The following is a 23,943-nucleotide window of genomic DNA, read 5'->3' on the forward strand; positions in this document are numbered from 1 at the left end:
AGAGAATCTTGTCCCCTCCCCTTAGATAAGGACGAAATAGACAATCTTGTCCCCTCCCCTTAGATAAGGACGAAATAGAGAATCTTGTCCTCTCCCTTTAGATAAGGACGAAATAGAGGATCTTGTCCCCTCCCCTTTAGATAAGGACGAAATAGAGGATCTTGTCCCCTCCCCTTTATAAGGGGAGGGTTAGGGAGGGGTAAAAACCTATTAAAGAAACGAGATAATTTGGGAACAATAAGCATAGTCAATAAATAGGAAAGTGCTTATGACAAAGCTGTACAACCAAACCTCAGAAAAACAAAAAAGGCAAAATCTTAGAAAAAATATACCCCCAGCCGAAAAAATAGCTTGGGCAAAGCTGAGAAATCAACAAATTGAAAGCTGTAAATTTCGCAGACAATACAGTATTGACAGATTTGTAGTTGATTTTTATTCTTGTGAATTGAGACTTGCCATAGAAATTGATGGTGATAGTCACTATCAAGAAGGTATTCCAGAATATGACCGGGAACGTCAAGTATTTTTGGAATCTAAAGGTACGAAGATTTTACGATTTACCAATCAGGAAGTTTATCAAAATATTGATGGTGTGGTTGATAAGATCAGGGAAGTTGTTTGTATGTTGAGGGAAGTTACCCCTCCCTAACCCTCCCCTTATAAAGAGGAGGGGACAAGATTCTCTATTTTCCCCCTTTCTAAGGAGGAGAAGTTACCCCTCCCTAACCCTCCCCTTATAAAGAGGAGGGGACAAGATTCTCTATTTTCTCCCTTTCTAAGGAGGAGAAGTTACCCCTCCCTAACCCTCCCCTTATAAAGGGGAGGGGATAAGATTCTCTATTTTCCCCCTTTCTAAGGAGGAGAAGTTACCCCTCCCTAACCCTCCCCTTATAAAGGGGAGGGGATAAGATTCTCTATTTCCCCCCTTTCCAAGGGGGGACTAAGGGGGGTATTACTTATATACTCACGATGAATTTCTATTTATGGCTGCTACTTCTGATATTGTTCAAAAGCTTTGGAAACTATGCGACGTTTTACGGGATGATGGCGTTACGTACCTACAATACGTTACAGAATTAACCTATCTGCTATTCCTGAAGATGGCGCAGGAGACGGGGGCTGAAAAGCAATTATCAGAGGGTTATCGCTGGGGTGATTTGGTTAGTAAAGGTGAAACGGAACAACTGACTTTTTATAGATCCCTCTTACTGATGTTGGGTTCTGAAAGTTCCTCTCAACGGGTACAGGCGATTTTTGTTAATGCTCAAACTTCGTTGAAAATACCCCGCATTCTCAAAAAGCTGGTGACAAGTATTGATGAATTAGACTGGTTTTCTGAGCATCGAGACGAGTTTGGGGATTTGTATGAAGGGTTACTTCAGAAAAACGCCGATGAAAAGAAATCTGGTGCTGGACAGTATTTCACCCCTAGACCATTGATTGATTGCATGGTGGCTTTGATTAAACCCCAACCAGGAGAATTAATCCAAGATCCGGCTGCGGGTACGGGTGGGTTTTTAATTGCCAGCGATCGCTATATTCGCCAAAATCATGACTCTTTTGAATGGTCAGAAGCCTTACAATCTTTTCAGCAGCATCAGGCGTTTTATGGCATGGAGTTGGTGCAGGATGCTCACCGCTTGCTGTTGATGAATATGATGTTACACGGTATTGAAGGGGCTGTTGATTTGGGTGATACCCTAAGTCCAACAGGACAGCGTTTAGCTAAGGCTGATGTCATTCTCACAAATCCCCCCTTTGGCACTAAAAAAGGCGGTGGACTGCCTTCGAGAGATGATTTTACTTTTCCCACCTCTAACAAGCAATTGGGGTTTTTGCAGCACATTTACAGGTCACTTAAACCAGGGGGACGCGCTGCGGTGGTTTTGCCGGATAATGTGCTGTTTGAGGATGGACAGGGTAAATCTATCCGCGCTGATTTGATGAATAAGTGTAATTTACACACGATTTTAAGGCTACCAACTGGAATTTTTTACGCTCAAGGTGTGAAAACAAATGTGTTATTTTTCCAACGGGGGACAACGGAGAAAGGTAATACTAAAAATGTTTGGTTTTATGATATGCGTACCAATATGCCTAGTTTTGGTAAGCGTTATCCTCTAACTCGTGATCATTTTGTTGAGTTTGAGCAGTGTTATGGTGATGATGCTAATGGTGATAGTCTTCGTGTAGATTTGGGTGAAAATGGGCGTTTTCGCTGTTTTACACGAGAGTATATTGAAAAACGTAATGAAAATTTAGATATTTCTTGGTTACGGGATGAAAGTTTGCAATCTGGGGATAATTTACCTGAACCGGAGGTAATTGCAGCAGAGATTATGGAAAAGTTGCGAATTGCGACTAAGGAAATGGCAGCTTTGATGATATTGCTGGAAGGGGAAGAAGCGGCAGAGGCTGTTAGTTCTTCGGTGGGGTTGGCAGGTTTAGAATAGAGACAGAAGGGAGGAGGCATTTCCACAGTTACCCGGTAGAATGCAACAAAAATGCAATTTATAAGGTTTATTCTTAGCAAATAACGAGGTTTTTTAATTATGACTCAAGCAGTGGAAAGGCAAAAATCTATTTTAGAAATAGTACAAAATCTAACGCCTCAACAACAAGAAGAGGTTCTAAATTTTATTGAGTTTTTACACTTTAAGACACAAAAGCAGGATATAGATACAAAAGGCCAATCTCAGCAAAAATCACCAGAGGAATTAGGCTGGCCTGCTGGTTTTTTTGAAGAAACTGCTGGTTGTTTAGCTGATGATCCTATTCAAAGATATCCTCAAGGTGAATATGAAGAACGAAAGCAGTTAGAGTGATTTATTTATTAGATACTAATGCCTGTATTGTTTATCTAAATCGTCCTTTTTCTAATGTCAGGCAAAGATTAATAACAATACCACCGAATGATGTTGCTGTTTGTTCAATTGTGAAAGCAGAACTATTTTATGGTGCAATGCGTAGTCATAATCCATCTAAAACATTAGCGGGACAGGAAAAGTTTCTCAAGCTTTTTGTGTCTTTACCTTTTGATGATGCTGCTGCTAGTATTTTTGGCATAATTAGAGCAGAATTAGCTGCTGTTGGTACTCCTATCGGTCCCTATGATTTACAAATTGCGGCTATTGCTATGGCGAATAATTTGATATTGGTAACGCATAATGTTAAGGAGTTTAGCCGGGTAAATGGTTTAAATTTTGAAGATTGGGAAGTTTAATTGTCTGAATCAGGATTTACTGGATTAATTTATTAATTTCTATGCTGATGGGTTATATTAATTAAATTATTGAACGCGGATGAAAGCAGATGAACACAGATAATTTTTATTTCTCGGATTTTTAGAATTTTAATTTTAATGGTTTAATGATATAAATATGCTTCAGAGAATGTTTGAAAAGTGGTATTCGGTAATTTTTACCCCCCTTAATCCCCCCTTATAAAGGGGGGAAACCAGAAAATCCAGTTCCCTCTCCTTCACAAGGGGGAAACCAGAAAATCCAGTTCCCTCCCCTTTATAAGGGGAGGGTTAGGGTGGGGTAAAAATATTTGATACATCGATCATGACTTTTCAAACAACCTCTCACGCAAAGGCGCAAAGTCGCAAAGGGTAAGAGATAAATTATTATGAGTGATGAGTTAATAGAATTGCCGGAAGGTTGGGAATGGACGAATTTTGAAGAATTAGCAGAAAGGATTCCAAATGCTCTCAAAGCTGGACCATTTGGTTCTGCACTTAAAAAATCATTTTATGTGGATTCTGGCTATAAAATTTATGGACAAGAGCAGGTAATTAATGAAAATCCATTTTTTGGAGATTATTATATTGATGAGACACGATACGAAGCTTTAAAATCTTGTACTGTTAAATCTGGTGATATATTAATTAGTTTAGTTGGAACAATTGGAAAAGTTCTGATTTTACCAGAAGGTATTAAACCAGGAATTATTAATCCTCGATTGGTTAAACTTAGCTTAGAGAAATTATTGATAAATAAGGAATATATAAAAAAATATTTAGAATCACCTACAGTACGTAATTATTTTTCAAAATTGTCTCATGGTGGGACAATGGATATTCTAAATTTATCAATTCTGAAAACACTTACTATCCCCCTACCACCCCTCAACGAACAAAAGCGGATAGTTGCTAAAATTGAGGAGTTGAACGATCGCTCTCAAAAAGCCCAGAAAGCCCTAGAAGCCATACCGCAGTTGTGCGATCGCTTTCGTCAATCTGTCCTCGCAGCAGCCTTTAGAGGCGATTTAACAGCCGATTGGCGGGAAAAAAATCCTGATGTTGAACCTGCTTCGGTTTTATTGGAAAGGAATTTACAGGAAAAACGAGACAGAATAAAAAATAAACTAAAGTATAAGGAGCTAAATATATTAATTGAAAGTGAATTAGAACCATTACCTAAAAATTGGTATTGGGCAACATTTGAGCAAGTAAGTGAGCGTGTAACAGTTGGTCATGTTGGTTCTATGAAAGATGAGTATATTACTGAAGGGATACCTTTTTTACGTTCTCAAAATGTTCGTGAAAATAGATTTGATCCAATAGGACTACAGTTTATTTCAAAAGAATTTCATAATAAATTAAGTAAATCAAGTTTGCAACCAGGTGATTTAGTGGTTGTGCGTTCTGGCAGTGTAGGAGTTTCTTGTGTAATACCTAATGATTTAAAGGAAGCTAATTGCTCAGATTTGGTGATTGTAAAACAACCAAAAGCAATTGATTCTTATTATGGTTGTTATTATATGAATTCTGTGGCGCGTTCCCATGTAAATGAAAAACAAGTAGGCGTTGCTTTAATACACTTTAATACAAAATCAATGGCTCAATTACATATTCCTATTGCACCTTTAGAAGAACAAAAACAAATTGTTTCTCTAATTCAAAAATACTTCAAAATAATTGATAACATCGAAAAACAACACCAACAAACAACAGAAAAACTAGAAAAACTGAATCAATCAATATTATCCAAAGCCTTTCGGGGTGAACTCGTTCCCCAAGATCCTGAAGATGAACCAGCATCAGTATTACTAGAACGAATTAGCGCAGAACGAGAAAAATTAAACAACAACAAACCAAAAAGCACAAGCAAAAGAAAAAGCCAAACACCAAAAGGACAGGTATCTATACCAGGACTAGAGTAATATGATGATCTCAACTCCTCTAACCAAGTTTAAACCACCCCTAATACAGCAGTTTGCGTAGTTAGGAGGTACAACATCTAAGAGGATGTTTGAAAAGTGGTATCGGGTAATTTTCATCACATTTTTACCCCCCTTAGTCCCCCCTTATCAAGGAGGGAAACCAGAAAATCCAGTTCCCTCCCCTTCACAAGGGGAGGGTTAGGGAGGGGTAAAAATATTTGATATATCAATCATGACTTTTCAAACAAACTCTAAATTTAAACCTATATACAAAGCCAGTTTTACTCCTGACTTCTGCTGTATATGAATATTAAAGAATTAAAACTAGGCAAATATGTTACACTATCAGAATTTTGTACCTGCACTCAGACATATCATAAATATGCCCAACATATCAACCCATTTCCCCAAAATATCAAAGAAGTAATTCCCGCATTACAAGATTTAAATAAATATATCATCGACCCAATTATCGACAATTACGGAATAGCCAACTTTCATCTCACCTATGGCTTTTGTTCACCAGATTTAAAAAAATATCTTGAGAAAAAAGATCCAATAACAGGTCAAAAAAATGGTCGTGTTGCACCAAATTTAGATCAACACATGAGTCACGAAATTAATAAAAATTCTAAATACTATTGTGAAAGATTGGGCGCTGCTTGTGATTTTATCATTGCAGATTTACCTAGTGAATCCCTTGTTGAATGGATTTTACAAACCAAATTACCTTTTGATTCTCTCTACTTTTACAGTAGCGAAAGACCAATTCATATTAGTTATGGACTTCAGCACAAAAGAGATATTTGGACATTTGGTAATCTTGGTCAACCCACAAAAAAAGGGATTGAACATTGGGTTAAATTAGCCAACTTTTAGGCATTTAGCAAGGCTTTTTGAGTCAACTTTGATGATTTTGAGCAAATAAGGCTTGCTTAATAAAGCTAAAACTTAGATATAGCCTTTCCCACTCTAGTTAGAGCATGTTTGAAAAGTTTAGGGACGTATAATTTGTCATTCTGTTCGCGTTCACGTAGTGTGCCGTAGGCATAGCGTGGCGTTAGCCATGTGGAGTCTTACGCAACGAAGAATCTGGAGTTTAGCCCACATACTGAGATGCTACGTTCCTCAGCATGACATGGAAGGAGACTTTTCAAACACCCTCTTAGATACAAAATTACCCCTCCCCAACCCTCCACTTACCAAGGGGAGGGTGCGCGACAGCGCGGGTGGGGTGTATTTTATGAGCTTGGGAATTGCTATATATCAAAAGTTTGAAGGTTAAAAAGGTGAATCAGGTGCAAGGAATAAGCGTTGAAACTGTTCATTGACCTATCACTTGACCAAATTCAAGACGATTCTTCTCTTCTTCTAATTCTTCCTCCTGACTCCTGACTCCTGACTCCTGACTCCTGAATTCTTCCCGAATTACATCTTTTGTTTTTACGACTTCTCATAGCAGACTGTAACACTTTTACTTTATACGCATCTGCATCTTTACGCCAATATAACTTATAGCCTTTAAGTACTGCACAGTGGTCTTCTAAACATTTATTCCATCCAGAAATATGACTAATACTGCGCCAATTTTCCAACAGTCCCCAATCTTCTTCTTGACGAGTTAAATTAGCAAACTTTTCATACTGGGGATAATCAGGAGTTACTAAAAAATCTATTTGATGTAATATTGGCGGATCATCATCAAGATCATATTCTCGATAAGTAACTTGTAAATCCCGCAAATCAATTTCCATGCCTCTGTATAATGCCGGATGGGGATTAGTATCAAAATCAGGATAAAACAAATAGGAAATTTTAGGTGTTTTGAGATGAAATTTAATCACATTTGCTGCTTCTAATCTCCCAATAGTGCGACTAGCACAACCTTCATAAAGTCGTAATAAAGGATCAAGGGCTTGTAATGCAGAAATATGAACCCAAAGAGAATTAGGTAATTTTTTACCAATCTTGCTATCTTGACAACGTTTGATAATTAGTTCTGTATTTCCCAAGCTGCGGAGCATTTGGTCTGCATCTAAGCAAGCTTGTTTATAACTGCTATATAAACCAAGAATATCTTCTTGTACCGCTGGTGTTAATTGTCCTAATTTGGGACGACGGCCAAATTTACACAAGGCTAAATAAACCATCAAATCTTGACGACGTTTATCTGCGATCGCATCCCACTCATCAGAGTCAGTAGCCTGTATAATTACATGAAATGCTCGACGTAAACTCCCAAACTCCGTACAAATTTCCCCTTCTTGCGCCAATTCACCCTTGCTAGGCAGTCTTCCCCGTTCGGTAATAAAAGCCATCAACGGTGCTAAAAGTTCCTGATACTCTTCAAACCGCTTGACACAAGCCCTAACTCTAGGAGTAGTAGCGCGAGAACGAAAATGAGAAGCCCGAAATAACTCCGCTTCAGCTTCATCTCGAAACACAAAGTAAACGCCCAAAGCCACAGGAATTGCATCAACTCCTAACACTTGGTCAATGTAAACTTTTAATTCTTCTTGTTCATAATATTTCTGAAATGTGTTGCGGTTAGTAATGATGCCATCACCATAAGCCACTACACCTCTTTTGCTGTCAGCTATCAAAACTTGGGCAGACACTAACAGCACATTCTGAGCTAATTCCCAGGCTTTAATCAAGGCTTCCCGTCGTTCACCTTGGTCTTCAATCACATTAATGACAAAGCCAATATTAACAATACCCGCAGGTGTGCGGGGAGTATCAGGTGAGTAATAAGGGTCCCAGCCACAACTAATATAACCTTCTTCCGCAATACGCTTTACATCCCCACCATGTCCACACCCATAATCAAAAAAGGTCGTTTCTGGGGTAAATAAGCCAGATTCAATCGCTAAACGTACAGGACGGGATAAATCATGGCGCACAATAGCCGCTTTATGTCGTTCTATTTTGGGAATAAATGGTGCTGTAACAGTACTTATTGGCTTTTGAATCAAGCTATGTCCCTGAATTTCTACACCATAGGCTTGTAACCGCTTTTCCCAGCCCAATTTTGTCCCGATACCTCTGGTGTTATCTAATAACCCTAACGCTTCTTGAGCGCGTGTTAAGGCTGCAAACTCATGATAAAGGGGATAGTCAGGAGTAACGAAGGTTTCTTTGCGATGAAGAATAGGAGGATTTTCTGTATCTCTATAATCTCGAAAGCTAATCGTGAGGGTTTCGACATCAACTTGAATACTGGCTTGTAAAGCAGGATGGGGGTCAGTATCAAAATCAGGATAAAATAAGTAGGAAATTTTGGGTTTATTAGTGCTAAATTTAACTAGTGTTGCTTTCTCTAATTGAGGTGCAGCACTGCGAGCGCGGCTTTCATATTCCTGAAGCTTCCTATCCAAGCTATACAGCGCCAAAATATGGATGTAAAAAGCATCAGGTAAAAGTTTGCCAAATTGGCTGTTGTTGCAATAAGCAGCTATTGAACTCAATGAAATTTGCTCTGGAGTTAAGCAAGTTTCCTCAAGCGTGTTCCAATTGTCTTCAGGCTTAACCATTGCACTTATTATGTAGAGAAAGGTCGCTTTAAATAATTAAATAGGGCTTGCTGAATAAACCAAAAACCATATATATCAACAGTTTCAGGCTGAAAAAGTAAAAGAAGGTGCAAGAAATAAGCGATGAAATCATCAAAAACCGTTCATTTACCCAGATTTGAGAATATTCTGATCTCCTTCTAATTCTTCCTCCTGACTCCTGACTTCTAGCCCTAACGGAAAGACTTTTATGCCTAACGGCACGCTACGCGGTAAGCGAAGCTATGCCCGCAGGGCTTTACAGCAAGCCCTAAATAATCTTAGAAGCGAAGTTTTTATTTCAATTCTCTAGGACTTACGCATTGACAAAATCTATCAAATATGAATTATGGATTTTGTCTCTTGTAGGGTGCGTCAGACCCGCTAATTGAGAACACATACAGATTTTCTCTATCTGACGCACCGCACTAATATGGGATTCCAAAAGCCTGAAACTAGGTAATTTCGTGCATACAGATCATATGAAGTTTGTACAGTGAGTAATTCCTATTCTCTAATAATAATTATGATTTGATATTTTTTTGCTTGATAAAATTTATTTTTAAAGTTAAGGGACTTCCAGAAAATAAATGATCTTATCTTGTGGGGTATGCATTCTGCCTGCCCTTGATATTTAAGCGTTTTTACTATAAAATATGTAAATTTAATTACTAAGGCTAATTAATTAGCATCTGTATTTATAGTAGTTTTACTCTGGTTAATTCTTGCTCAAACACCTTAAATTTGACAAGATAGATTATATACAGCAGATTGCAGATTCATGAGGTACAAAATCAAACTTGAAACCTAGACACCAAGCCAGTACAGAGCAATACTCACAACTCTTCCGACTCTTGACTCCTGCTGTTAGCTCTAGTTCAAACTAATGAATGTCAAGAGTTATAATTAGATACAATTCTTTTTGCTGACGAATAACTACAAGTCATTTTTAGCTCAGTGAATTTTTGTTAACTTAATCGAGCAGGATTGCCGATTCTTAATTTTTCTAAAGATATAAATCTGTTTATTAAGTTTTTAATAATACTTGTCTCAGCTTGTGGATTTATTTCGTCAGCTAAGATCGAAATTGTGTAATCTGGAAACAACTAAGCTAATAATTTAATAGAGGTCTGATGACTCCCACGATTATGCGTCAGCTTTGGTCTATAGTTGAAGCCGCCCAAACCGTGACTCTTTTGCAGCTTGACGATGCTAGCTTGGTACAGTGGTTAGTTAAACAAACCACAAAGCAAGCTTTATTAGATCCCAACGAAACCGATTTTCTTTGTGACTATATTCGCGCCAGGTTAAGTCTTATCCGTGATATTGCTTATGAACGTCAGCAGTGATGAACAGGGAAAAGTCCAGACAGTATCCAATGACCAATGACCTCATAACTAATGACTTTTTTCTGGCAAATAACCTTCTACTAAACAGTCAGAACCGACCACACGCCAATGAACACGTTCTAAAGATAAAGCCTCAGTCATGGTGGTAAAACCTAAGTCACCTACAGGGGTAGGAGCATGACTACCACCAATGATTTTGGGGGCGATAAAAGCCAAGATTTTTTGAACTGCCCCTTGAGCGATCGCATTTGCTGCTAAAGTACCACCACATTCCCAAAGTACACTACAAAAACCACGCTCATATAAATAAATCATTACCTTTTCTGGTGTCAATGATGGAAACTCCAACACTTCCACCCCTTTTTCGAGCAACAGCTTGTGAAAATCGGGTGAACTACCCACTTCAGTCAGCACCACAGTTGGAGCCTCCGCAACTTCCCAGATCCGAGCATTTTCTGGCAAATTAAGACTGCGACTCATTACCACTCGCAGAGGATTATTGCTTCCCTGCTGATGGCTAGTTAAGTAAGGATTATCGTATCTAACGGTGTTCCCACCAACTATTACAGCATCACAAGCAGCCCGCAATTGATGTACTTCGCTGCGGGCTTCTTGATTAGTTATCCAAGCGCTATGACCTGAACTAGTAGCAATTTTGCCATCCAAAGTCATAGCGTATTTCAAAATTCCTAAAGGTCGTTTGTGGAGAATACGATAAATAAAACCTTCATTTAATTGACGACAAGCAGCTTCTTCTACCCCTACTAGCACTTCTATTCCCGCTGCACGCAAACGAGCAATACCACCCCCGGCTACTAAAGGGTTGGGGTCAACCATGCCTACCACAACCTTAGAGACACGAGCCGCTATCAACGCTTCAGAACAGGGTGGAGTCCGTCCATAATGGTTACAAGGTTCCAAGCTGACATAAATTGTCGCTCCACGGCTTTTTTCTCCTGCAGCTCTAAGGGCAAAAACCTCAGCATGAGGTTCACCAGCGCAGGGATGAAACCCTTCTCCGACAATCTCCCCATCTTTAACAATCACTGCCCCCACTAATGGATTTGGTGAAGTGCGTCCCAAAGCACGCCGGGCTAGTTGCAAACACCGTTGCATCATCAGGGAGTCAAATTCACTACCTACCATATTTGAGGAAACTGTTACTGGGGTTAACATCCCTATTTTCTACCTACAAATTACGAATTATTAATTAATTTCATCTGTTGCCACCAGCGATTTAAGGGATAGTAAACGACAGGGGCCCACAGGCTACTGAGAATAGCAGAAGCTAAAGCAACACGCTGATAATATGTCCAGATATCTTCAACTTTGCGGACGCATTGTTCACCGCAGCTACCACCCAATATAGATAATTGCACAGCAAAAATAGTATCTGCCACCACCGCCATCCCAAAAACGATCAAAGCAATAGAAATGAAGTCTTCTTGAATAAAACGCTGCTTCTGAATCAGGCTAGTTAGCATTCCTACTATTCCCAAGCTAATAGCATGAGTCGGGTTAGGTGATGTCATCGCATCTTGTAGTAGACCGAGAACAATACCCGCCAATGCACCTTCAAAAACAGAGCGTTTCACACTCCAAGCTACCACCCAAATTAGTAACCAATTCGGCCCAATACCCAATAATTCCATACCTGGCAATCGGGTTGGCAACATGAGTAAACATAACAGCACAGATCCTGATGTTACTGTCCAATCCAGAAGTTGACGTAACCAGGGATGCCAACTTGTCAATTGAGGAATTAAGGATTTGGATTTTCGATCTGGCCTTGTTGCTATTTTATTTTTGCTGCCAGGAAATCCAGGAATTTTCATTGTTTTGCGAAATTTTCAGGAGTCTATTCAGATTTTTGTTTTTCCGGATCTAGGTTTTCTGGCTTAGGATATACAGTTACCCAATCCAAATAACGAATTGGTGGGAATAGCTCAACTTTAGCCACGGATGCTGGGAGTTTCTTTAAATCCAGAGATTTTATTTTTCCCACTGGTAAGCCAGCCGGAAATTTCTGACTATAAGTAGAAGTTGAAACTAAGTCACCTACCTTAACATTAGGAACTTTTTCATAAAACTCTAGCACTCCTTCAACTGAAGAATCACCCCGCACAATCCCCTTGGCAGCTGTACGGCTAATAGTGACACCCACTTGACTTTTCAAATCGCTAACTAACAATACGCGACTAGTGTTAGGAGTAACACTTTCGACCAAACCCACTAAGCCACCATCTGCTTTGACAATAGAACCTTCCTGAATACCAGCGTTTGTGCCACTATTTAGAGTTACTTGTTGCCACCAGTGGTCTGCGCTGCGTCCCACTACTCTTGCCACAATTGGGCGTGCTGAAAGTGGTTCTTTTCCTATATAACCAAGTAAACCTTGTAGTTTTTGATTTTGACTTTCTAGATCAACTATGCGCGTTTGTAACTCTAATAGTCGAGCATCACGGATACGTTCTTCAGGACTTATACCTGGCTGCAACGTTTGTAACGGACGGGTAATCCCTTGGTATATCTCCATCACCAGCGTGCCTTGTGTTTGTCGCAGTGTCCAAGCACCGCCAACGACTAGAGCTAACAAACCTATTTGTAACCCCTTATGTTCCCACCAACGGCGTACAGTAAACATTGATACCTGTATATATTCTTTAAATTGTTGAGATAATGGATGCCATATTTAGTAGATACAGAATCCATCATCTTATTTACGCTTTTGGTTATCTACATATTGCGAGAACGACCACTGAAGACTCGTTCTAGCTGCTTGAAGTTTTCTAGCACACGACCTGTCCCCAAGACAACACAACTGAGAGGATCAGCGGCAATGTGTGTGACAATGCCCGTTTCATGACTAATTAGGGTGTCTAAACCTTTTAGTAATGCGCCACCTCCGGCTAACATAATTCCTCTATCAATAATGTCTGCTGCTAATTCTGGAGGTGTGCGTTCTAGTGTCCGCTTAACTGCTTCTATAATTACTGATAGCGGTTCTAACATACTTTCACGGATTTCTCCCCCCTTGACAGTCACAGTTCTAGGTAAACCAGACAGCAAGTGCAATCCCCGGACTTCCATAATAGCATCAGCATCATCGTTGGTTGGATAGGCAGAACCAATGCGAATTTTGATATCTTCGGCGGTACGTTCTCCAATTACCAGGTTATTAACTTTCTTCATATACTGGATGATTGCTTCCGTCAATTCATCTCCCGCGATACGTACAGACTCGCTAATCACTGTACCCTGAAGACTTAAGACAGCTACTTCGGTTGTCCCACCACCAATATCAATGATCATATTACCAGTGGGTTCTGCTACTGGTAAGCCTGCACCAATTGCTGCTGCTACAGGCTCATCAATTAAATATACTTCTCTAGCCCCAGCTTGAGTGGCTGCATCCATTACGGCTCGTCTTTCTACCCCAGTCACACCACTGGGAATACCAATGACAATCCGGGGTAAAATCAGGGATCTGCCCTCATTTACTCGCTGGATAAAACTTTTGAGCATCAGTTCAGCAGTATCAAAATCAGCAATAACACCATCACGCAAAGGACGGACAGCTATTACATTACCTGGTGTCCGACCGAGCATTTTTTTGGCATCTTCTCCAACTGCCAGCGCTATTTTTTCATTTTTATCAATGGCAACCACTGAAGGCTCTTGGAGTACAATTCCTTTGCCAGATACATAAACTAGGGTGTTGGCTGTACCGAGGTCGATACCCATATCCCATGATGAGCGAAAGTTCCTAAAAAGACCCACGCGTGTCTTTGCCCCCTATTTGCGCTAATTTGTAATGATAACAGTGAGAGTTAATTGTGCTAGATTCGATGATATTTTTCCGCCTGACTCCAGTACACTAGACTATTTTTATCTATAATTTTTGTTAATCTTGATGGATGTTTCAGGCATCTTAGTTTCTCTATTCCAAAGTTACTCAGTATAACCGTATAATTTTGGCAATGATGCCAAGTATTTTTTGAATCATTGTTTGATATTAATTATATTGCTAAACACTTAACATATTTTAAATAATTTTACAATTAGCTATTATATTATTCATAATAAATAAGTACACTTGTACTTGAAGGTAACACCCATGAGCATCAATGTTGTCACCCTGGTCGGACGTGTAGGCGGCGACCCAGATATGAAGTATTTTGAGTCTGGTACAGTTAAATGTAAATTGACCCTAGCAGTTAATCGTCGATCGCGTAACAACGATAAACCCGATTGGTTTAATCTAGAATTGTGGGGTAAAACGGCTGAAGTTGCAGGCAATTATGTACGCAAAGGCAGTCTAATTGGGGTTAAAGGTTCTTTAAAGTTTGATTCTTGGAGCGATCGCCAAACCGGAGTCAACCGTTCTAGTCCAGTTATCCATGTCGAACAACTAGAGTTACTAGGTTCCAAGCGCGACGGAGACGGTGGTATGGCTGATATGTCTCCAGAAAATTTTTAATGTAGTCAGGGAAAAGGGAACAGGGAACAGGGAACAGGAAAAATAATGTTTTCTCTTACCTGTCACCTGTCACCTGTCACCTGTCACCTTCTTTTAACTAATAACTAATTTGCAATGTCACCGATGCTTGTACTTCTTGTTCACCACCAATTACGGGGGTAGAAGCATCTGCATTAGTTAATTTAGCCTCACTACGATAAAGCATAGGTGGTGGGGGCGCACTTGCACCATTAACCTGAATGCTGACTACTTCCTTGGCTTGCAATCCTAAAGTGTTTAAAACAGCATCAGCCTGTTGTTGAGCATCCTGGGTAGCTTTTTTAAGGGCTTGTTTTTGGGCATTGGCGATCGCATCGTCGCTAGCGATAAAACTCACACCGCTAATTTGTGTCGCCCCATTTTTTACAGCTTCATCCAATAATGTTCCTACTTTATCAGTAGGTACGCGAAAACTCACCGTGTTACTAGCTGCATAGCCAGTAATTCTTTGTATATTATCGGTGTAGCTATAAACTGGGTTCAAGCGAACACCCGTCGTAGTCAATTTGTCTACATTTCGGCTTTTGAGTAAAGCAACCACTGCGGATGACCTGCGGGCTGCCTCTTTTTGGACTTCCTCAGCCGTTTTTCCTTGAATTTCTACGCCCAAACTCACTTGGGACAAGGTTGTAGGAATGGCTTCCATACCACGACCACTCACCGTCAAAGTACGCCATAGTTTTTCTTTTTCCTGCGCTGATGCAGGTAAAGTAAAAATCATAAATAATATTAAAGTCAAAGATAGTAATTTCCCAAAGTTCCTGGTCTGAACACGAGAACGAGATAAAGTATTTCGATGCATTTAGATCTACACTCCTCAGAAAATTTATACCAAGTTTCCAGGTTTTAGCTAACTTTCACCCAGAACTTTTCACAATTACAACCCAAGTCAATTTGCATATTTATACTTTGACACTCCCTCAACCAAAAAATTTCTTGGTTACATTTTTGGCAACTAAAAAAATGACTCTAAATTGATCAGGGCGAATTAGCTGCTGAAAACATATCCAGAACTTTATTCTGACTTTGAGTTATAAACCTGAGTTCGACATAAGATAATTTGTGGAAAACTTGCCCCCAGTAGGAGTCTCAAACCCTAATTCTCTCGCTCTTAAAAATCATAACTCCGTTCGCGTAGCGTCTCTGTTCGCGTAGCGTCTCCGGAGGAGAAACTCCGAACTCAGGTATAACAAGTTCTTAATGACTACTCAGTAATGGTTTTAGAGTTTTCTAATAGTCATCTGGGTGTACTAGAGTCTGGGTATTCATTTGTCCCAATATCAAAGTTACATCGGTAGCATCTGATGAATTTTGCAGGAGGCATCAATTACTTTATACCTATTATCAGTATTGTATATATATCTAATATCCTATGATTGCTGTTAGCAGTAGGTATATATCTAGTCTATGAAATGGTTTCGATAAAAGAGTAAAAATAAAGAGAAGGATATTCACAGAACCAATGCAGTTTTTCAGTGCAATCAATTTTACTGTTCCTCTGTTGGCAAGTGCCACAGAATCAGCAGATAGTTCAATGGTGGTAGCAGCGGTGCTACTGAGCTTAGTAGTAATTTACCTCGCCAGCAAAGTTGGTGGGGAATTATCAAATAAAATAGGTTTGCCGCCGGTTTTAGGTGAACTTGTGGGTGGTGTCATAGTTGGTACTTCTGTATTACATCTGTTGGTATTCCCAGAAGGTGGTACAGACAGTTCTAGTTCATTAATCATGACTTTCCTGCAAATCACTGCTGGTTTAACACCAGAAGCCACTCCACAGGTATTTGCTGCACAGTCAGAGGTAGTATCTGTTTTAGCAGAACTGGGCGTGATTATCCTGCTATTTGAAATTGGCTTGGAGTCCAATTTAAAAGACTTAATGGCAGTCGGTATCCAAGCCGTAGTTGTGGCAATTGTAGGGGTAGCAGTACCCTTTGCCGCAGGTACATTTGGCTTAATGACTTTGTTTGGTATCAGTGCTGTACCGGCAATTTTTGCTGGGGCGGCTTTAACTGCTACTAGTATTGGTATTACTTCCAAAGTCCTTTCAGAACTAGGCCGCTTAAACTCAAAAGAAGGGCAGATTATTCTCGGTGCGGCAGTGATAGATGATATTTTGGGAATTATCGTCTTAGCTGTAGTAGCCAGTTTAGCGAAAGACGGCGTAGTAGATGTAGGTAATGTCATTTATTTGATTATCAGCGCCACTGCTTTTCTCGTTGGTGCGATTGTGTTGGGGAATGTTTTCAATAAATCCTTCGTTGCGATCGCAGATAAACTCAAAACACGCGGCGAATTGGTCATACCGGCATTTATCTTCGCTTTTGTCATGGCCTATCTTGCCGCTGTTATCCACTTAGAAGCAATTCTTGGAGCTTTTGCAGCCGGGTTAGTCCTAGAAGAAACTGACAAACGCAAGGAACTGCAAAAGCAAGTTATTCCCATTGCCGATATGCTAGTACCTGTGTTCTTCGTCGCCGTTGGGGCAAAAACCGATTTGGGAGTTCTAAACCCAGCAATTCCCAGTAATCGTGAAGGTTTAATTATGGCAATTTTCCTGATTACAGTTGCCATTATTGGTAAAGTAATCACAGGTTTAGCCGTGTTTGGTCAACCCAACATTAACCGATTGGCAATTGGTGTGGGGATGATTCCCAGAGGTGAGGTAGGCTTGGTATTTGCCGGTGTTGGTGCAGCTAGTGGCGCTCTCTCAAAACCCCTAGGAGCAGCAATTATTATGATGGTAATTCTAACTACCTTTTTAGCTCCCCCTCTGCTACGATTCGTCTTTCCCGAATCAAAAACCGCAGCTACTTTAGATGACGGTTCCTCGGATACATTGTTAGCAATTGCCACAGTAAATGACGGTAAGCATTTGGAAGTCACTTCAGATTCTCAGGAGAGCTTGAATAAGTAGAAGTAGTCTTTGTGTAGTTTGTACTTGTCCATAATCAAATATGGACAAGTATACTTTGGCTACTTTTTCTTAGTACCTTATATGTCAATAATATTCAGTCCAGTTAATTGCTATTTCCCCATATTCAGTTCAGGACAGGTGTGTTTACAGCAGTTACCTCGACCAGTTAATACTGAACGGAAACTTATATTTCTCAATCGCCGTCTCCTGTGATAGTTAATTTTCGTTGGTTTATCGTTCTTGTTAGGATTCGGAATGACCTTGGGTTCTATCCTCCCTCTACTTATTTGTGATGGTGTGAAAGTTTTCTAGTCATGAAGAAGTAGCTCCCACTAACTTTACTTGTACAGTTGACAGCGGTGGGCTTTATTGTAAATTTAGATTCAATGATGCACTTAAAAATCAGTTTTATTTGCAGATAAGTGTCACAAAATAGAGTTGTCCAAACGTAATTAATTCTGACTAACTTTTTGTAGTTATCATCTAAAAGTCATTGATTATGTATTTTGATTTCAGTAGCAGTGTCAAAGTTTAATATTAAATTTGAAATTTCGATAATAGCCTTGTGGTAAGAGATTTTAATTGACAATTCAAAATTATTATACGTGGTGATTGTGTGCAGATTTGCCAAAATTTTGAGACATTAATGACTTACATAAATGTAAATCAGGAGAAATAACTTTGAAGCTACACTACTTACTACCCAGTACAGTTGGAACTATTCTTTTTCTATCTTCCCCGACTTTAGCAGCAAAATTGGAATCTTGGCGGTTTGATAGCAATCAAAACCGACTAGAAATTAATACTTCGGGTGCTGTTCAACCCCAAGCGCAACTCATATTTAACCCCACAAGGTTGGTAATTGATTTACCAAACACCGAATTTGGGCGATCACAATTAACTCAACCTGTCGGGGGTGCAATTCGTTCCATTCGTATTGGACAGTTTGACAAACAAACGACGCGCTTAGTTGTGGAACTCGCACCTGGTTATACTCTCGACCCCAATCTGGTTAAATTTGTCGGTATATCGGCTAACCGATGGACAGTACAATTGCCAAAAATAGAATTTGAGCAAGCAGCCGCACCGTCTGGCAACAATAATAATAAGAATACTTATAATTTAGTCACCATAGACTCCCAAGATTCCCAGACTAAACCTGAGTTTTCCACAGCGGCCAACACTACAGCAGGGATTACTCAAATTCAAAGATTACAAGCCACAGGAGATGGTTTTTTTATTCGTACTAATGGTGGTAATCCTCAGGTTAAGGTAAACCGTAGCCGCGATCGCGCTACCATATTTATGGATATTGCTGGTGCAACTTTATCACCTAGTCTATCCCCAGGAAATTTATCAGTAAATAAGCATGGTGTCAGCCGCATAGAATTCACCCAGCTGCGAACTAAACCAGCATCCGTTCGCATGACATTACGGGTAAATAAAGATAGCCCCGATTGGCGAGTAAGTAATAGTGGTGTGGGCGGTTTAGTTCTACTACCAATTAAAGGTGTTGTTCGCTTACCTCAAAGCAGTAATCAATCAACAACTATTCCTGCCAACCCTAGCAACCCAAATGTTACCAACACCACAGCCACAATTCAGTCTGTGGAATTAGCTGGTAATAACACCCAACTACTGATTAGAGCTAATCAAACTTTATCTGCTCAGGGTAGTTGGGATAGAACTACTGGACTATTTCGCATCACTATTCCCAATGCTAAATTAGCTCCCAGTGTCAAAGGCCCTACTTTTGATGCCAATAGTCCTGTTCTCCGGGTACGTCTACAACCACAAACACCTAACACGGTAGTTATTTTTGTCCAACCAGCATCGGGAGTGAGAATTGGGGAACTCAACCAGGTCGGTAGTCAGCTTCTGGCTTTACAATTACAACGATATGCTCAAGTCAGACCCCCAATTAGTTTACCTCCCTTACCATCACCAAATAGCGGACAATTACCAGACCCAAATATAAAGACTCCTCAGCCCAGACCCCGCCGCTCAGTTCCTAAAGGTAAATTATTAGTTATGATTGACCCTGGACATGGTGGTAAGGATTCAGGAGCAGTTGGTATTGGCGGCATACAGGAAAAAAATCTCATCTTACCCATTAGCAAAAGGGTAGCCGCAATTTTGCAGCAAAACGGCGTACAAGCAGTTATGACTAGGGATTCTGACTATTTTGTGACTCTCCCAGGACGAGTAGCAATGGCAGAAAGAGCTAATGCCGATGCTTTTGTCAGCATTCATGCTAATTCAGTCGGTCTGAGTCGTCCTGAAGTTAGTGGCTTAGAAACTTATTATTATGAAAGCGGTCTAAGTTTAGCTCGAACTGTCCATAATAGAATTCTTCAAAGTGTCAATGTCAGAGATCGGAAAGTACGGAAAGCTAGATTTTACGTCCTGAGAAAAAGCTCTATGCCCTCAATTTTAGTGGAAGTAGGTTATGTAACTGGTAGAGAAGATGTTGCCAAGCTCAGGACTTCAGCTTATCAAAATCAAATGGCCAAAGCGATCGCTCAAGGAATTCTCCAGTACCTAAAACAAAGGTAAGTAATTTAATTTCCAGTATTCAGTAAATAGACTTAATGATTTATTGAATATTAAATTGTATTTATTAGCAATGATACCTGACCAGTTGTTCTGCTGGGAGAAATGGAATTTTCTGATTCCGGTTAATTTTGATAGCTCTTTTTGGTGTAATCTGATGCTTTGCAGGCTAAATTAATTTATGCCCATTAGGATGGCAAAATTCACAGCCTATGCTATAGTGTTACGCCATTAGCTGTGTCTCGATACCAGCGCAAAGCCAAAGTTTGGGCGGTATAAGGTAGGTGTGAGGATTTACCAAGATGTTGAGATATTGACGGCTCCCATGAATGCGAATCAGGAGAAAGGACTGTGAAACTACACTGGTTAATACCCAGCACTTTTGGAACCATCTTCATGCTATCGTCGCCTGCTATGGCTGCGAAATTGGCATCTTGGCGGTTTGATAGCAATCAAAACCGACTAGAAATTAATACTTCGGGCGCTGTTCAACCTCAAGCGCAACTCATTTTTAACCCCACAAGGTTAGTAATTGATTTACCAAACACCGAATTTGGGCGATCGCAATTAACTCAACCAGTAGGTGGTGCAATTCGCGCTATCCGCATCGGGCAGTTTGACAAACAAACGACGCGCTTAGTTATAGAATTGACCCCTGGTTATACCCTAGACCCCAATCTGGTTAAATTTACCGGGGCTAGTAGCAGTCGCTGGATAGTACAACTACCAAATATAGAAGCCGAGACTAGACCTTCCTCCGGCTATATAGGTGAGCAAATAGCGGAAACACCAGCACTCATACCTCCATCATCACCATTTACCCCAGCAGCGTCCCCCAGAAATATTTACAACATGGTGACAACTACTCCTGTCACCTTACCAAACCAAGAGATAGCAGCTAACACTACAAGGAGAGTAGTTCAAATTGAGAACTTGCGGGTAACAGGCGATGGGTTTTTCATTCAGACTAGTGGTGGTAATCCCCAAATTCAAGTTAATCGCAGCGAAGATAACCGCATTATCAATCTTGACATTACTGGCGCAGCCTTATCATCAAATCTGAAACAACGAGATCAGTTGATTAATCGCTATGGTGTCAACCGGATCGAATTTACACAACTTTCTAGTCAAACCCCTACTGTTCGCATGACTTTGCGGGTGGATAGCAACAGTCCTGATTGGCGAGCAACATCCGGTGGTACTAACGGTTTTGTTCTATTGCCTAATCGTTTGGGTAGAGTTAAAGAAAATCAACCTTCTATTTCAAATGCTAGAGCAAATGTTAGCGACTCCCCAGCGACAATTCAATCTGTAGAACTGGCTGGTAATGGGACACAACTACTGATTAGAGCCGACCAAGCTATATCTGCTACTGGAAATTGGGACAGAAGCACTGGTCTATTTCGCATCACTATTCCTAATGCTAAGTTAGCTAATCGGGTAACAGGCCCTGCTTTTAGCGCTAATAGTCCCGTCCTCAGGGTACGCCTACAACCCCAAGCAAACAATACTGTATTGGTCTTTGTTCAACCGGCATCAGGTGTGCAAATTGGAGAACTCAATCAGTTTGGAGAGAAGCTTTTAGCTCTACAGTTACAACGCTCTCGTCAGTTAACGCCTCCAATCAGCTTACCTCCCTTACCATCAGTTAATAGCAGACAACTACCAGACCCAAGTACAGACAATTCCCAAATACGCATTCAGCCTCAACCACGTCAATCAGTTCCCAGAGGGAAATTACTAGTAGTAATTGACCCCGGACATGGTGGTAAAGATCCAGGCGCTATTGGTTTAGGCGGTTTGTCAGAAAAGGATGTTATTCTCCCCATCGGCAAAAGAGTCGCTGCTATTTTGGAGCAAAATGGCGTTCAAGCTGTGATGACGCGAGATGCTGACTTTTTCGTAGAACTAAAAGGGCGGGTAGATATAGCAGAACGAGTCAATGCAACTTTGTTTGTTAGCATTCACGCTAATGCAGTAGATAATCGTCCTGATGTTAATGGTTTAGAAGTATATTATTACGACAGTGGTTATGGTCTAGCCGAATCTGTTCGCAAGGCGATTCTTCAGGATATTGGTACTATCAAAGATAGAGGAACTCGTAAAGCTAGATTCTATGTCCTCAGAAAAAGTTCTATGCCCTCGATTTTAGTGGAAACAGGCTATATGACTGGTAGGGAAGATAATCCTCGTTTAGGATCACGAGAATACCAAAATCAGATGGCTGATGCGATCGCTCGTGGTATTCTCAAATACTTACAGCAAAGATAAGAATATACTACGTTAATAATGTAGTCCAAATTACTAATTACAAAAAACAGAATTTAGTGGTCAACCAGCAGATTGTCTGCTAAATTCTGTATTTTAAATAGCAAAATCTAAATCAATATTTGCCTGTGTATTCATCCTCTATTTTTGAAGGTAATCTTAACGATTTCTCTGATCAAGAACCTCAACGCTCTCCCATTGGGGTGTTTGACAGTGGTGTAGGTGGACTGACGGTACTACAACAAATTTATAAGCAACTTCCCAATGAATCAATTATTTACTTTGGGGATACAGCTCACCTTCCTTATGGGATTCGTTCACAAACAGAAATTTTACAATATGTCAGAGAAATTCTGGACTGGATGCAACAGCAACGGGTGAAAATGGTGATTATGGCTTGTAACACCAGTTCTGCCCTCGCTCTAGACAATGTCCGGCAAGAATTTAATTTCCCTATTTTAGGAGTAGTTCTACCAGGCGCAAAAGCCGCAGTACAGCAAGGTAAGCGAATAGGTGTCATTGCTACCCCAGCTACCGCCAAAAGCAATGCCTATCGTCAAGCTATTATGGAAATACAACCCGATGTCCAAGTCTGGCAAGTTAGTTGTCCAGAATTTGTGCCACTAATTGAGCAAAATCGCATTCACGACCCCTACACAATGGAAGTGGCAAGATCTTATTTGGAACCCTTAATCAAACAAGAAATTGACACTTTAGTCTATGGTTGTACCCATTATCCCCATTTAGCACCAATCTTGCGATCGCTCCTCCCCTCACACGTTAAACTGGTTGACCCAGCTGTTCATGTCGTAGCAGCTTGCGCTCAAGAGTTAGATCTATTAAGTATTAGAAATAATTATCTCCCCATGCCTACTCGTTTTGCTGTTAGCGGTTGTCCACAACAATTTGCTCAGTCTGGACTGCACTGGTTAGGCTATACCCCTCTGGTAGAACAAGTATACCTGACTGATGCCACAGTATCCTAGTACCGAGTACCGAGTTGAAAGTCAAGAGTCCATAGTTAATGACAGAGGAGCCATTGCGAGGAATCAAGAGTGTGGTCTAAATACATGAAAACTGCGGTAACTTTTTTACTCAACACTCAGTACTCGATACTCGGTACTTTTTTATTGGCTATTGACTACCTCTGTCACCTTTGCTCTTAATCCTCTTTCCTGCTTCTGCATAGCTTTAGACCCGCTTTTAATCACACTATTTCCACCTGTTCGTTTTGCCAGTGCTAATAATAAGTAGACGGTGAATAAATATCCAGCAGCTAAAATAAATACCATCATAGGCATATTTCCATAAATCATTGTTCTACCAGCTCTGCTTTCAAAGGAAGATTCAAATTGCATACAAAAATAGTAGAACTCCAGCTAATTAAGTACATTCTTAATTGCTGTAGTCGGCTATGCAAAGCCACCCAGTAGAATCTAAAAAAACCCTGGATCAACCCATTTATTATTTAATTTATTTTTTCGCAGACCACACATCCGACAGCAGTTAAATTACTCAATAGCAATTTAAAACTGCGCTCCTCAGCAGTCTACCCAGTCTGCGTTATTTACCCTCACACCAATTGAGTAAGAGCTACACTTATGCTCAACCTTAGCTGAAAAT

At 40.3% G+C, this 23,943-nt stretch carries 20 protein-coding genes; 12 read left to right on the top strand and 8 right to left on the bottom strand.

The genetic code is table 11. The features are described 5' to 3' along the window. Nucleotides 1-268: 268 nt before the first annotated feature. From AC012T_RS06685 to AC012T_RS06710, 6 genes are all read left to right on the top strand, one after another. Nucleotides 269-649: an endonuclease domain-containing protein gene (locus AC012T_RS06685; RefSeq protein ID WP_487064194.1), complete on the top strand. Its 381-nt coding sequence runs from the start codon at nucleotides 269-271 to the stop codon at nucleotides 647-649. Nucleotides 650-983: 334 nt separating this feature from the next. Then, on the top strand, nucleotides 984-2,453 hold the full coding sequence (locus AC012T_RS06690; protein WP_487064196.1) for a class I SAM-dependent DNA methyltransferase: 1,470 nt from the start codon (nucleotides 984-986) through the stop codon (nucleotides 2,451-2,453). A gap of 99 nt (nucleotides 2,454-2,552) precedes the next feature. Next, nucleotides 2,553-2,825: a DUF2281 domain-containing protein gene (locus AC012T_RS06695; protein ID WP_487064198.1), complete on the top strand. Its 273-nt coding sequence runs from the start codon at nucleotides 2,553-2,555 to the stop codon at nucleotides 2,823-2,825. Beyond that, a complete protein-coding gene (gene vapC, locus AC012T_RS06700) occupies nucleotides 2,822-3,223 on the top strand; it encodes a type II toxin-antitoxin system tRNA(fMet)-specific endonuclease VapC (protein ID WP_487064200.1) in 402 nt (133 codons plus the stop codon). The genes AC012T_RS06695 and vapC overlap by 4 nt, the downstream gene beginning before the upstream one ends. A 407-nt stretch (nucleotides 3,224-3,630) precedes the next feature. Beyond that, complete coding sequence (locus AC012T_RS06705) at nucleotides 3,631-5,166, top strand: restriction endonuclease subunit S (RefSeq protein WP_487064202.1); 1,536 nt, start codon at nucleotides 3,631-3,633, stop codon at nucleotides 5,164-5,166. Nucleotides 5,167-5,469: 303 nt separating this feature from the next. Next, nucleotides 5,470-6,045: a hypothetical protein gene (locus AC012T_RS06710; RefSeq protein ID WP_487064204.1), complete on the top strand. Its 576-nt coding sequence runs from the start codon at nucleotides 5,470-5,472 to the stop codon at nucleotides 6,043-6,045. A gap of 470 nt (nucleotides 6,046-6,515) precedes the next feature. Here the strand turns inward: AC012T_RS06710 and AC012T_RS06715 are convergent, their stop codons facing one another. Then, nucleotides 6,516-8,699 (bottom strand): DNA phosphorothioation-associated putative methyltransferase, encoded by a 2,184-nt coding sequence (locus tag AC012T_RS06715; protein WP_487064206.1) that lies wholly within the window; start codon nucleotides 8,697-8,699, stop codon nucleotides 6,516-6,518. A 1,151-nt stretch (nucleotides 8,700-9,850) separates the two neighbouring features. Between AC012T_RS06715 and AC012T_RS06720 the strand changes: the two genes are divergently transcribed. Then, nucleotides 9,851-10,066 carry a hypothetical protein gene (locus tag AC012T_RS06720; protein ID WP_487064208.1) on the top strand — a complete coding sequence of 72 codons (216 nt, stop codon included), beginning with the start codon at nucleotides 9,851-9,853 and terminating at the stop codon, nucleotides 10,064-10,066. 48 nt (nucleotides 10,067-10,114) lie between these two features. On the opposite strand, the gene ribD is transcribed toward AC012T_RS06720, so the two are convergent. From ribD to AC012T_RS06740, 4 genes are all read right to left on the bottom strand, one after another. After that, nucleotides 10,115-11,242, bottom strand: a complete 1,128-nt coding sequence (gene ribD, locus AC012T_RS06725) for a bifunctional diaminohydroxyphosphoribosylaminopyrimidine deaminase/5-amino-6-(5-phosphoribosylamino)uracil reductase RibD (protein WP_487064210.1) — start codon at nucleotides 11,240-11,242, stop codon at nucleotides 10,115-10,117. A gap of 20 nt (nucleotides 11,243-11,262) precedes the next feature. Continuing rightward, nucleotides 11,263-11,901 carry a rod shape-determining protein MreD gene (mreD, locus tag AC012T_RS06730; RefSeq protein ID WP_487064212.1) on the bottom strand — a complete coding sequence of 213 codons (639 nt, stop codon included), beginning with the start codon at nucleotides 11,899-11,901 and terminating at the stop codon, nucleotides 11,263-11,265. A 23-nt stretch (nucleotides 11,902-11,924) separates the two neighbouring features. Then, a complete protein-coding gene (gene mreC / locus AC012T_RS06735) occupies nucleotides 11,925-12,710 on the bottom strand; it encodes a rod shape-determining protein MreC (RefSeq protein ID WP_487064214.1) in 786 nt (261 codons plus the stop codon). A gap of 92 nt (nucleotides 12,711-12,802) precedes the next feature. Further along, nucleotides 12,803-13,810 carry a rod shape-determining protein gene (locus AC012T_RS06740; RefSeq protein ID WP_438892488.1) on the bottom strand — a complete coding sequence of 336 codons (1,008 nt, stop codon included), beginning with the start codon at nucleotides 13,808-13,810 and terminating at the stop codon, nucleotides 12,803-12,805. Nucleotides 13,811-14,183: 373 nt separating this feature from the next. Here AC012T_RS06740 and AC012T_RS06745 point away from each other — a divergent pair, with 373 nt between their 5' ends. Beyond that, the gene (locus tag AC012T_RS06745) at nucleotides 14,184-14,546 is read left to right on the top strand and encodes a single-stranded DNA-binding protein (RefSeq protein ID WP_487064216.1); all 363 of its coding nucleotides are present in this window, start codon (nucleotides 14,184-14,186) and stop codon (nucleotides 14,544-14,546) included. A 97-nt stretch (nucleotides 14,547-14,643) separates the two neighbouring features. Here AC012T_RS06745 and AC012T_RS06750 read toward each other — a convergent pair whose 3' ends face one another. After that, on the bottom strand, nucleotides 14,644-15,387 hold the full coding sequence (locus AC012T_RS06750; protein WP_487064218.1) for an SIMPL domain-containing protein: 744 nt from the start codon (nucleotides 15,385-15,387) through the stop codon (nucleotides 14,644-14,646). Nucleotides 15,388-16,047: 660 nt separating this feature from the next. Between AC012T_RS06750 and AC012T_RS06755 the strand changes: the two genes are divergently transcribed. Together AC012T_RS06755 and AC012T_RS06760 are read left to right on the top strand one after the other, a co-directional pair. Next, nucleotides 16,048-17,499, top strand: coding sequence for a cation:proton antiporter (locus AC012T_RS06755; protein ID WP_487064220.1), 1,452 nt, complete (start codon nucleotides 16,048-16,050; stop codon nucleotides 17,497-17,499). A 681-nt stretch (nucleotides 17,500-18,180) separates the two neighbouring features. Beyond that, nucleotides 18,181-20,055: an N-acetylmuramoyl-L-alanine amidase gene (locus AC012T_RS06760; protein WP_487064222.1), complete on the top strand. Its 1,875-nt coding sequence runs from the start codon at nucleotides 18,181-18,183 to the stop codon at nucleotides 20,053-20,055. 212 nt (nucleotides 20,056-20,267) lie between these two features. Here AC012T_RS06760 and AC012T_RS06765 read toward each other — a convergent pair whose 3' ends face one another. Continuing rightward, the gene (locus AC012T_RS06765) at nucleotides 20,268-20,450 is read right to left on the bottom strand and encodes a hypothetical protein (RefSeq protein ID WP_487066788.1); all 183 of its coding nucleotides are present in this window, start codon (nucleotides 20,448-20,450) and stop codon (nucleotides 20,268-20,270) included. On the opposite strand from AC012T_RS06765, the gene AC012T_RS06770 reads away from it, so the two are divergent. Beyond that, nucleotides 20,404-22,323, top strand: coding sequence for an N-acetylmuramoyl-L-alanine amidase (locus tag AC012T_RS06770; protein ID WP_487064224.1), 1,920 nt, complete (start codon nucleotides 20,404-20,406; stop codon nucleotides 22,321-22,323). The genes AC012T_RS06765 and AC012T_RS06770 overlap by 47 nt on opposite strands. 125 nt (nucleotides 22,324-22,448) lie before the next feature. Beyond that, the gene (gene murI, locus AC012T_RS06775) at nucleotides 22,449-23,306 is read left to right on the top strand and encodes a glutamate racemase (protein ID WP_487064226.1); all 858 of its coding nucleotides are present in this window, start codon (nucleotides 22,449-22,451) and stop codon (nucleotides 23,304-23,306) included. 141 nt (nucleotides 23,307-23,447) lie between these two features. Here murI and AC012T_RS06780 read toward each other — a convergent pair whose 3' ends face one another. Continuing rightward, on the bottom strand, nucleotides 23,448-23,636 hold the full coding sequence (locus AC012T_RS06780) for a hypothetical protein (protein ID WP_487064228.1): 189 nt from the start codon (nucleotides 23,634-23,636) through the stop codon (nucleotides 23,448-23,450). Nucleotides 23,637-23,943: the final 307 nt, after the last annotated feature.

Source organism: Anabaena sp. EIM26 (assembly GCF_057568715.1).

What these genes read in the sequence shown, in the direction of transcription:
- AC012T_RS06685 (WP_487064194.1), top strand. Translation starts at nt 269, where the DNA reads ATGACAAAGCTGTACAACCAAACCTCAGAAAAACAAAAAAGGCAAAAT.
- AC012T_RS06690 (WP_487064196.1), top strand. Translation starts at nt 984, where the DNA reads ATGGCTGCTACTTCTGATATTGTTCAAAAGCTTTGGAAACTATGCGAC.
- AC012T_RS06695 (WP_487064198.1), top strand. Translation starts at nt 2,553, where the DNA reads ATGACTCAAGCAGTGGAAAGGCAAAAATCTATTTTAGAAATAGTACAA.
- AC012T_RS06705 (WP_487064202.1), top strand. Translation starts at nt 3,631, where the DNA reads ATGAGTGATGAGTTAATAGAATTGCCGGAAGGTTGGGAATGGACGAAT.
- AC012T_RS06710 (WP_487064204.1), top strand. Translation starts at nt 5,470, where the DNA reads ATGAATATTAAAGAATTAAAACTAGGCAAATATGTTACACTATCAGAA.
- AC012T_RS06715 (WP_487064206.1), bottom strand. Translation starts at nt 8,699, where the DNA reads ATGGTTAAGCCTGAAGACAATTGGAACACGCTTGAGGAAACTTGCTTA.
- AC012T_RS06720 (WP_487064208.1), top strand. Translation starts at nt 9,851, where the DNA reads ATGACTCCCACGATTATGCGTCAGCTTTGGTCTATAGTTGAAGCCGCC.
- ribD (WP_487064210.1), bottom strand. Translation starts at nt 11,242, where the DNA reads ATGTTAACCCCAGTAACAGTTTCCTCAAATATGGTAGGTAGTGAATTT.
- mreD (WP_487064212.1), bottom strand. Translation starts at nt 11,901, where the DNA reads ATGAAAATTCCTGGATTTCCTGGCAGCAAAAATAAAATAGCAACAAGG.
- mreC (WP_487064214.1), bottom strand. Translation starts at nt 12,710, where the DNA reads ATGTTTACTGTACGCCGTTGGTGGGAACATAAGGGGTTACAAATAGGT.
- AC012T_RS06740 (WP_438892488.1), bottom strand. Translation starts at nt 13,810, where the DNA reads ATGGGTATCGACCTCGGTACAGCCAACACCCTAGTTTATGTATCTGGC.
- AC012T_RS06745 (WP_487064216.1), top strand. Translation starts at nt 14,184, where the DNA reads ATGAGCATCAATGTTGTCACCCTGGTCGGACGTGTAGGCGGCGACCCA.
- AC012T_RS06750 (WP_487064218.1), bottom strand. Translation starts at nt 15,387, where the DNA reads ATGCATCGAAATACTTTATCTCGTTCTCGTGTTCAGACCAGGAACTTT.
- AC012T_RS06755 (WP_487064220.1), top strand. Translation starts at nt 16,048, where the DNA reads ATGCAGTTTTTCAGTGCAATCAATTTTACTGTTCCTCTGTTGGCAAGT.
- AC012T_RS06765 (WP_487066788.1), bottom strand. Translation starts at nt 20,450, where the DNA reads ATGAAGATGGTTCCAAAAGTGCTGGGTATTAACCAGTGTAGTTTCACA.
- AC012T_RS06780 (WP_487064228.1), bottom strand. Translation starts at nt 23,636, where the DNA reads ATGATTTATGGAAATATGCCTATGATGGTATTTATTTTAGCTGCTGGA.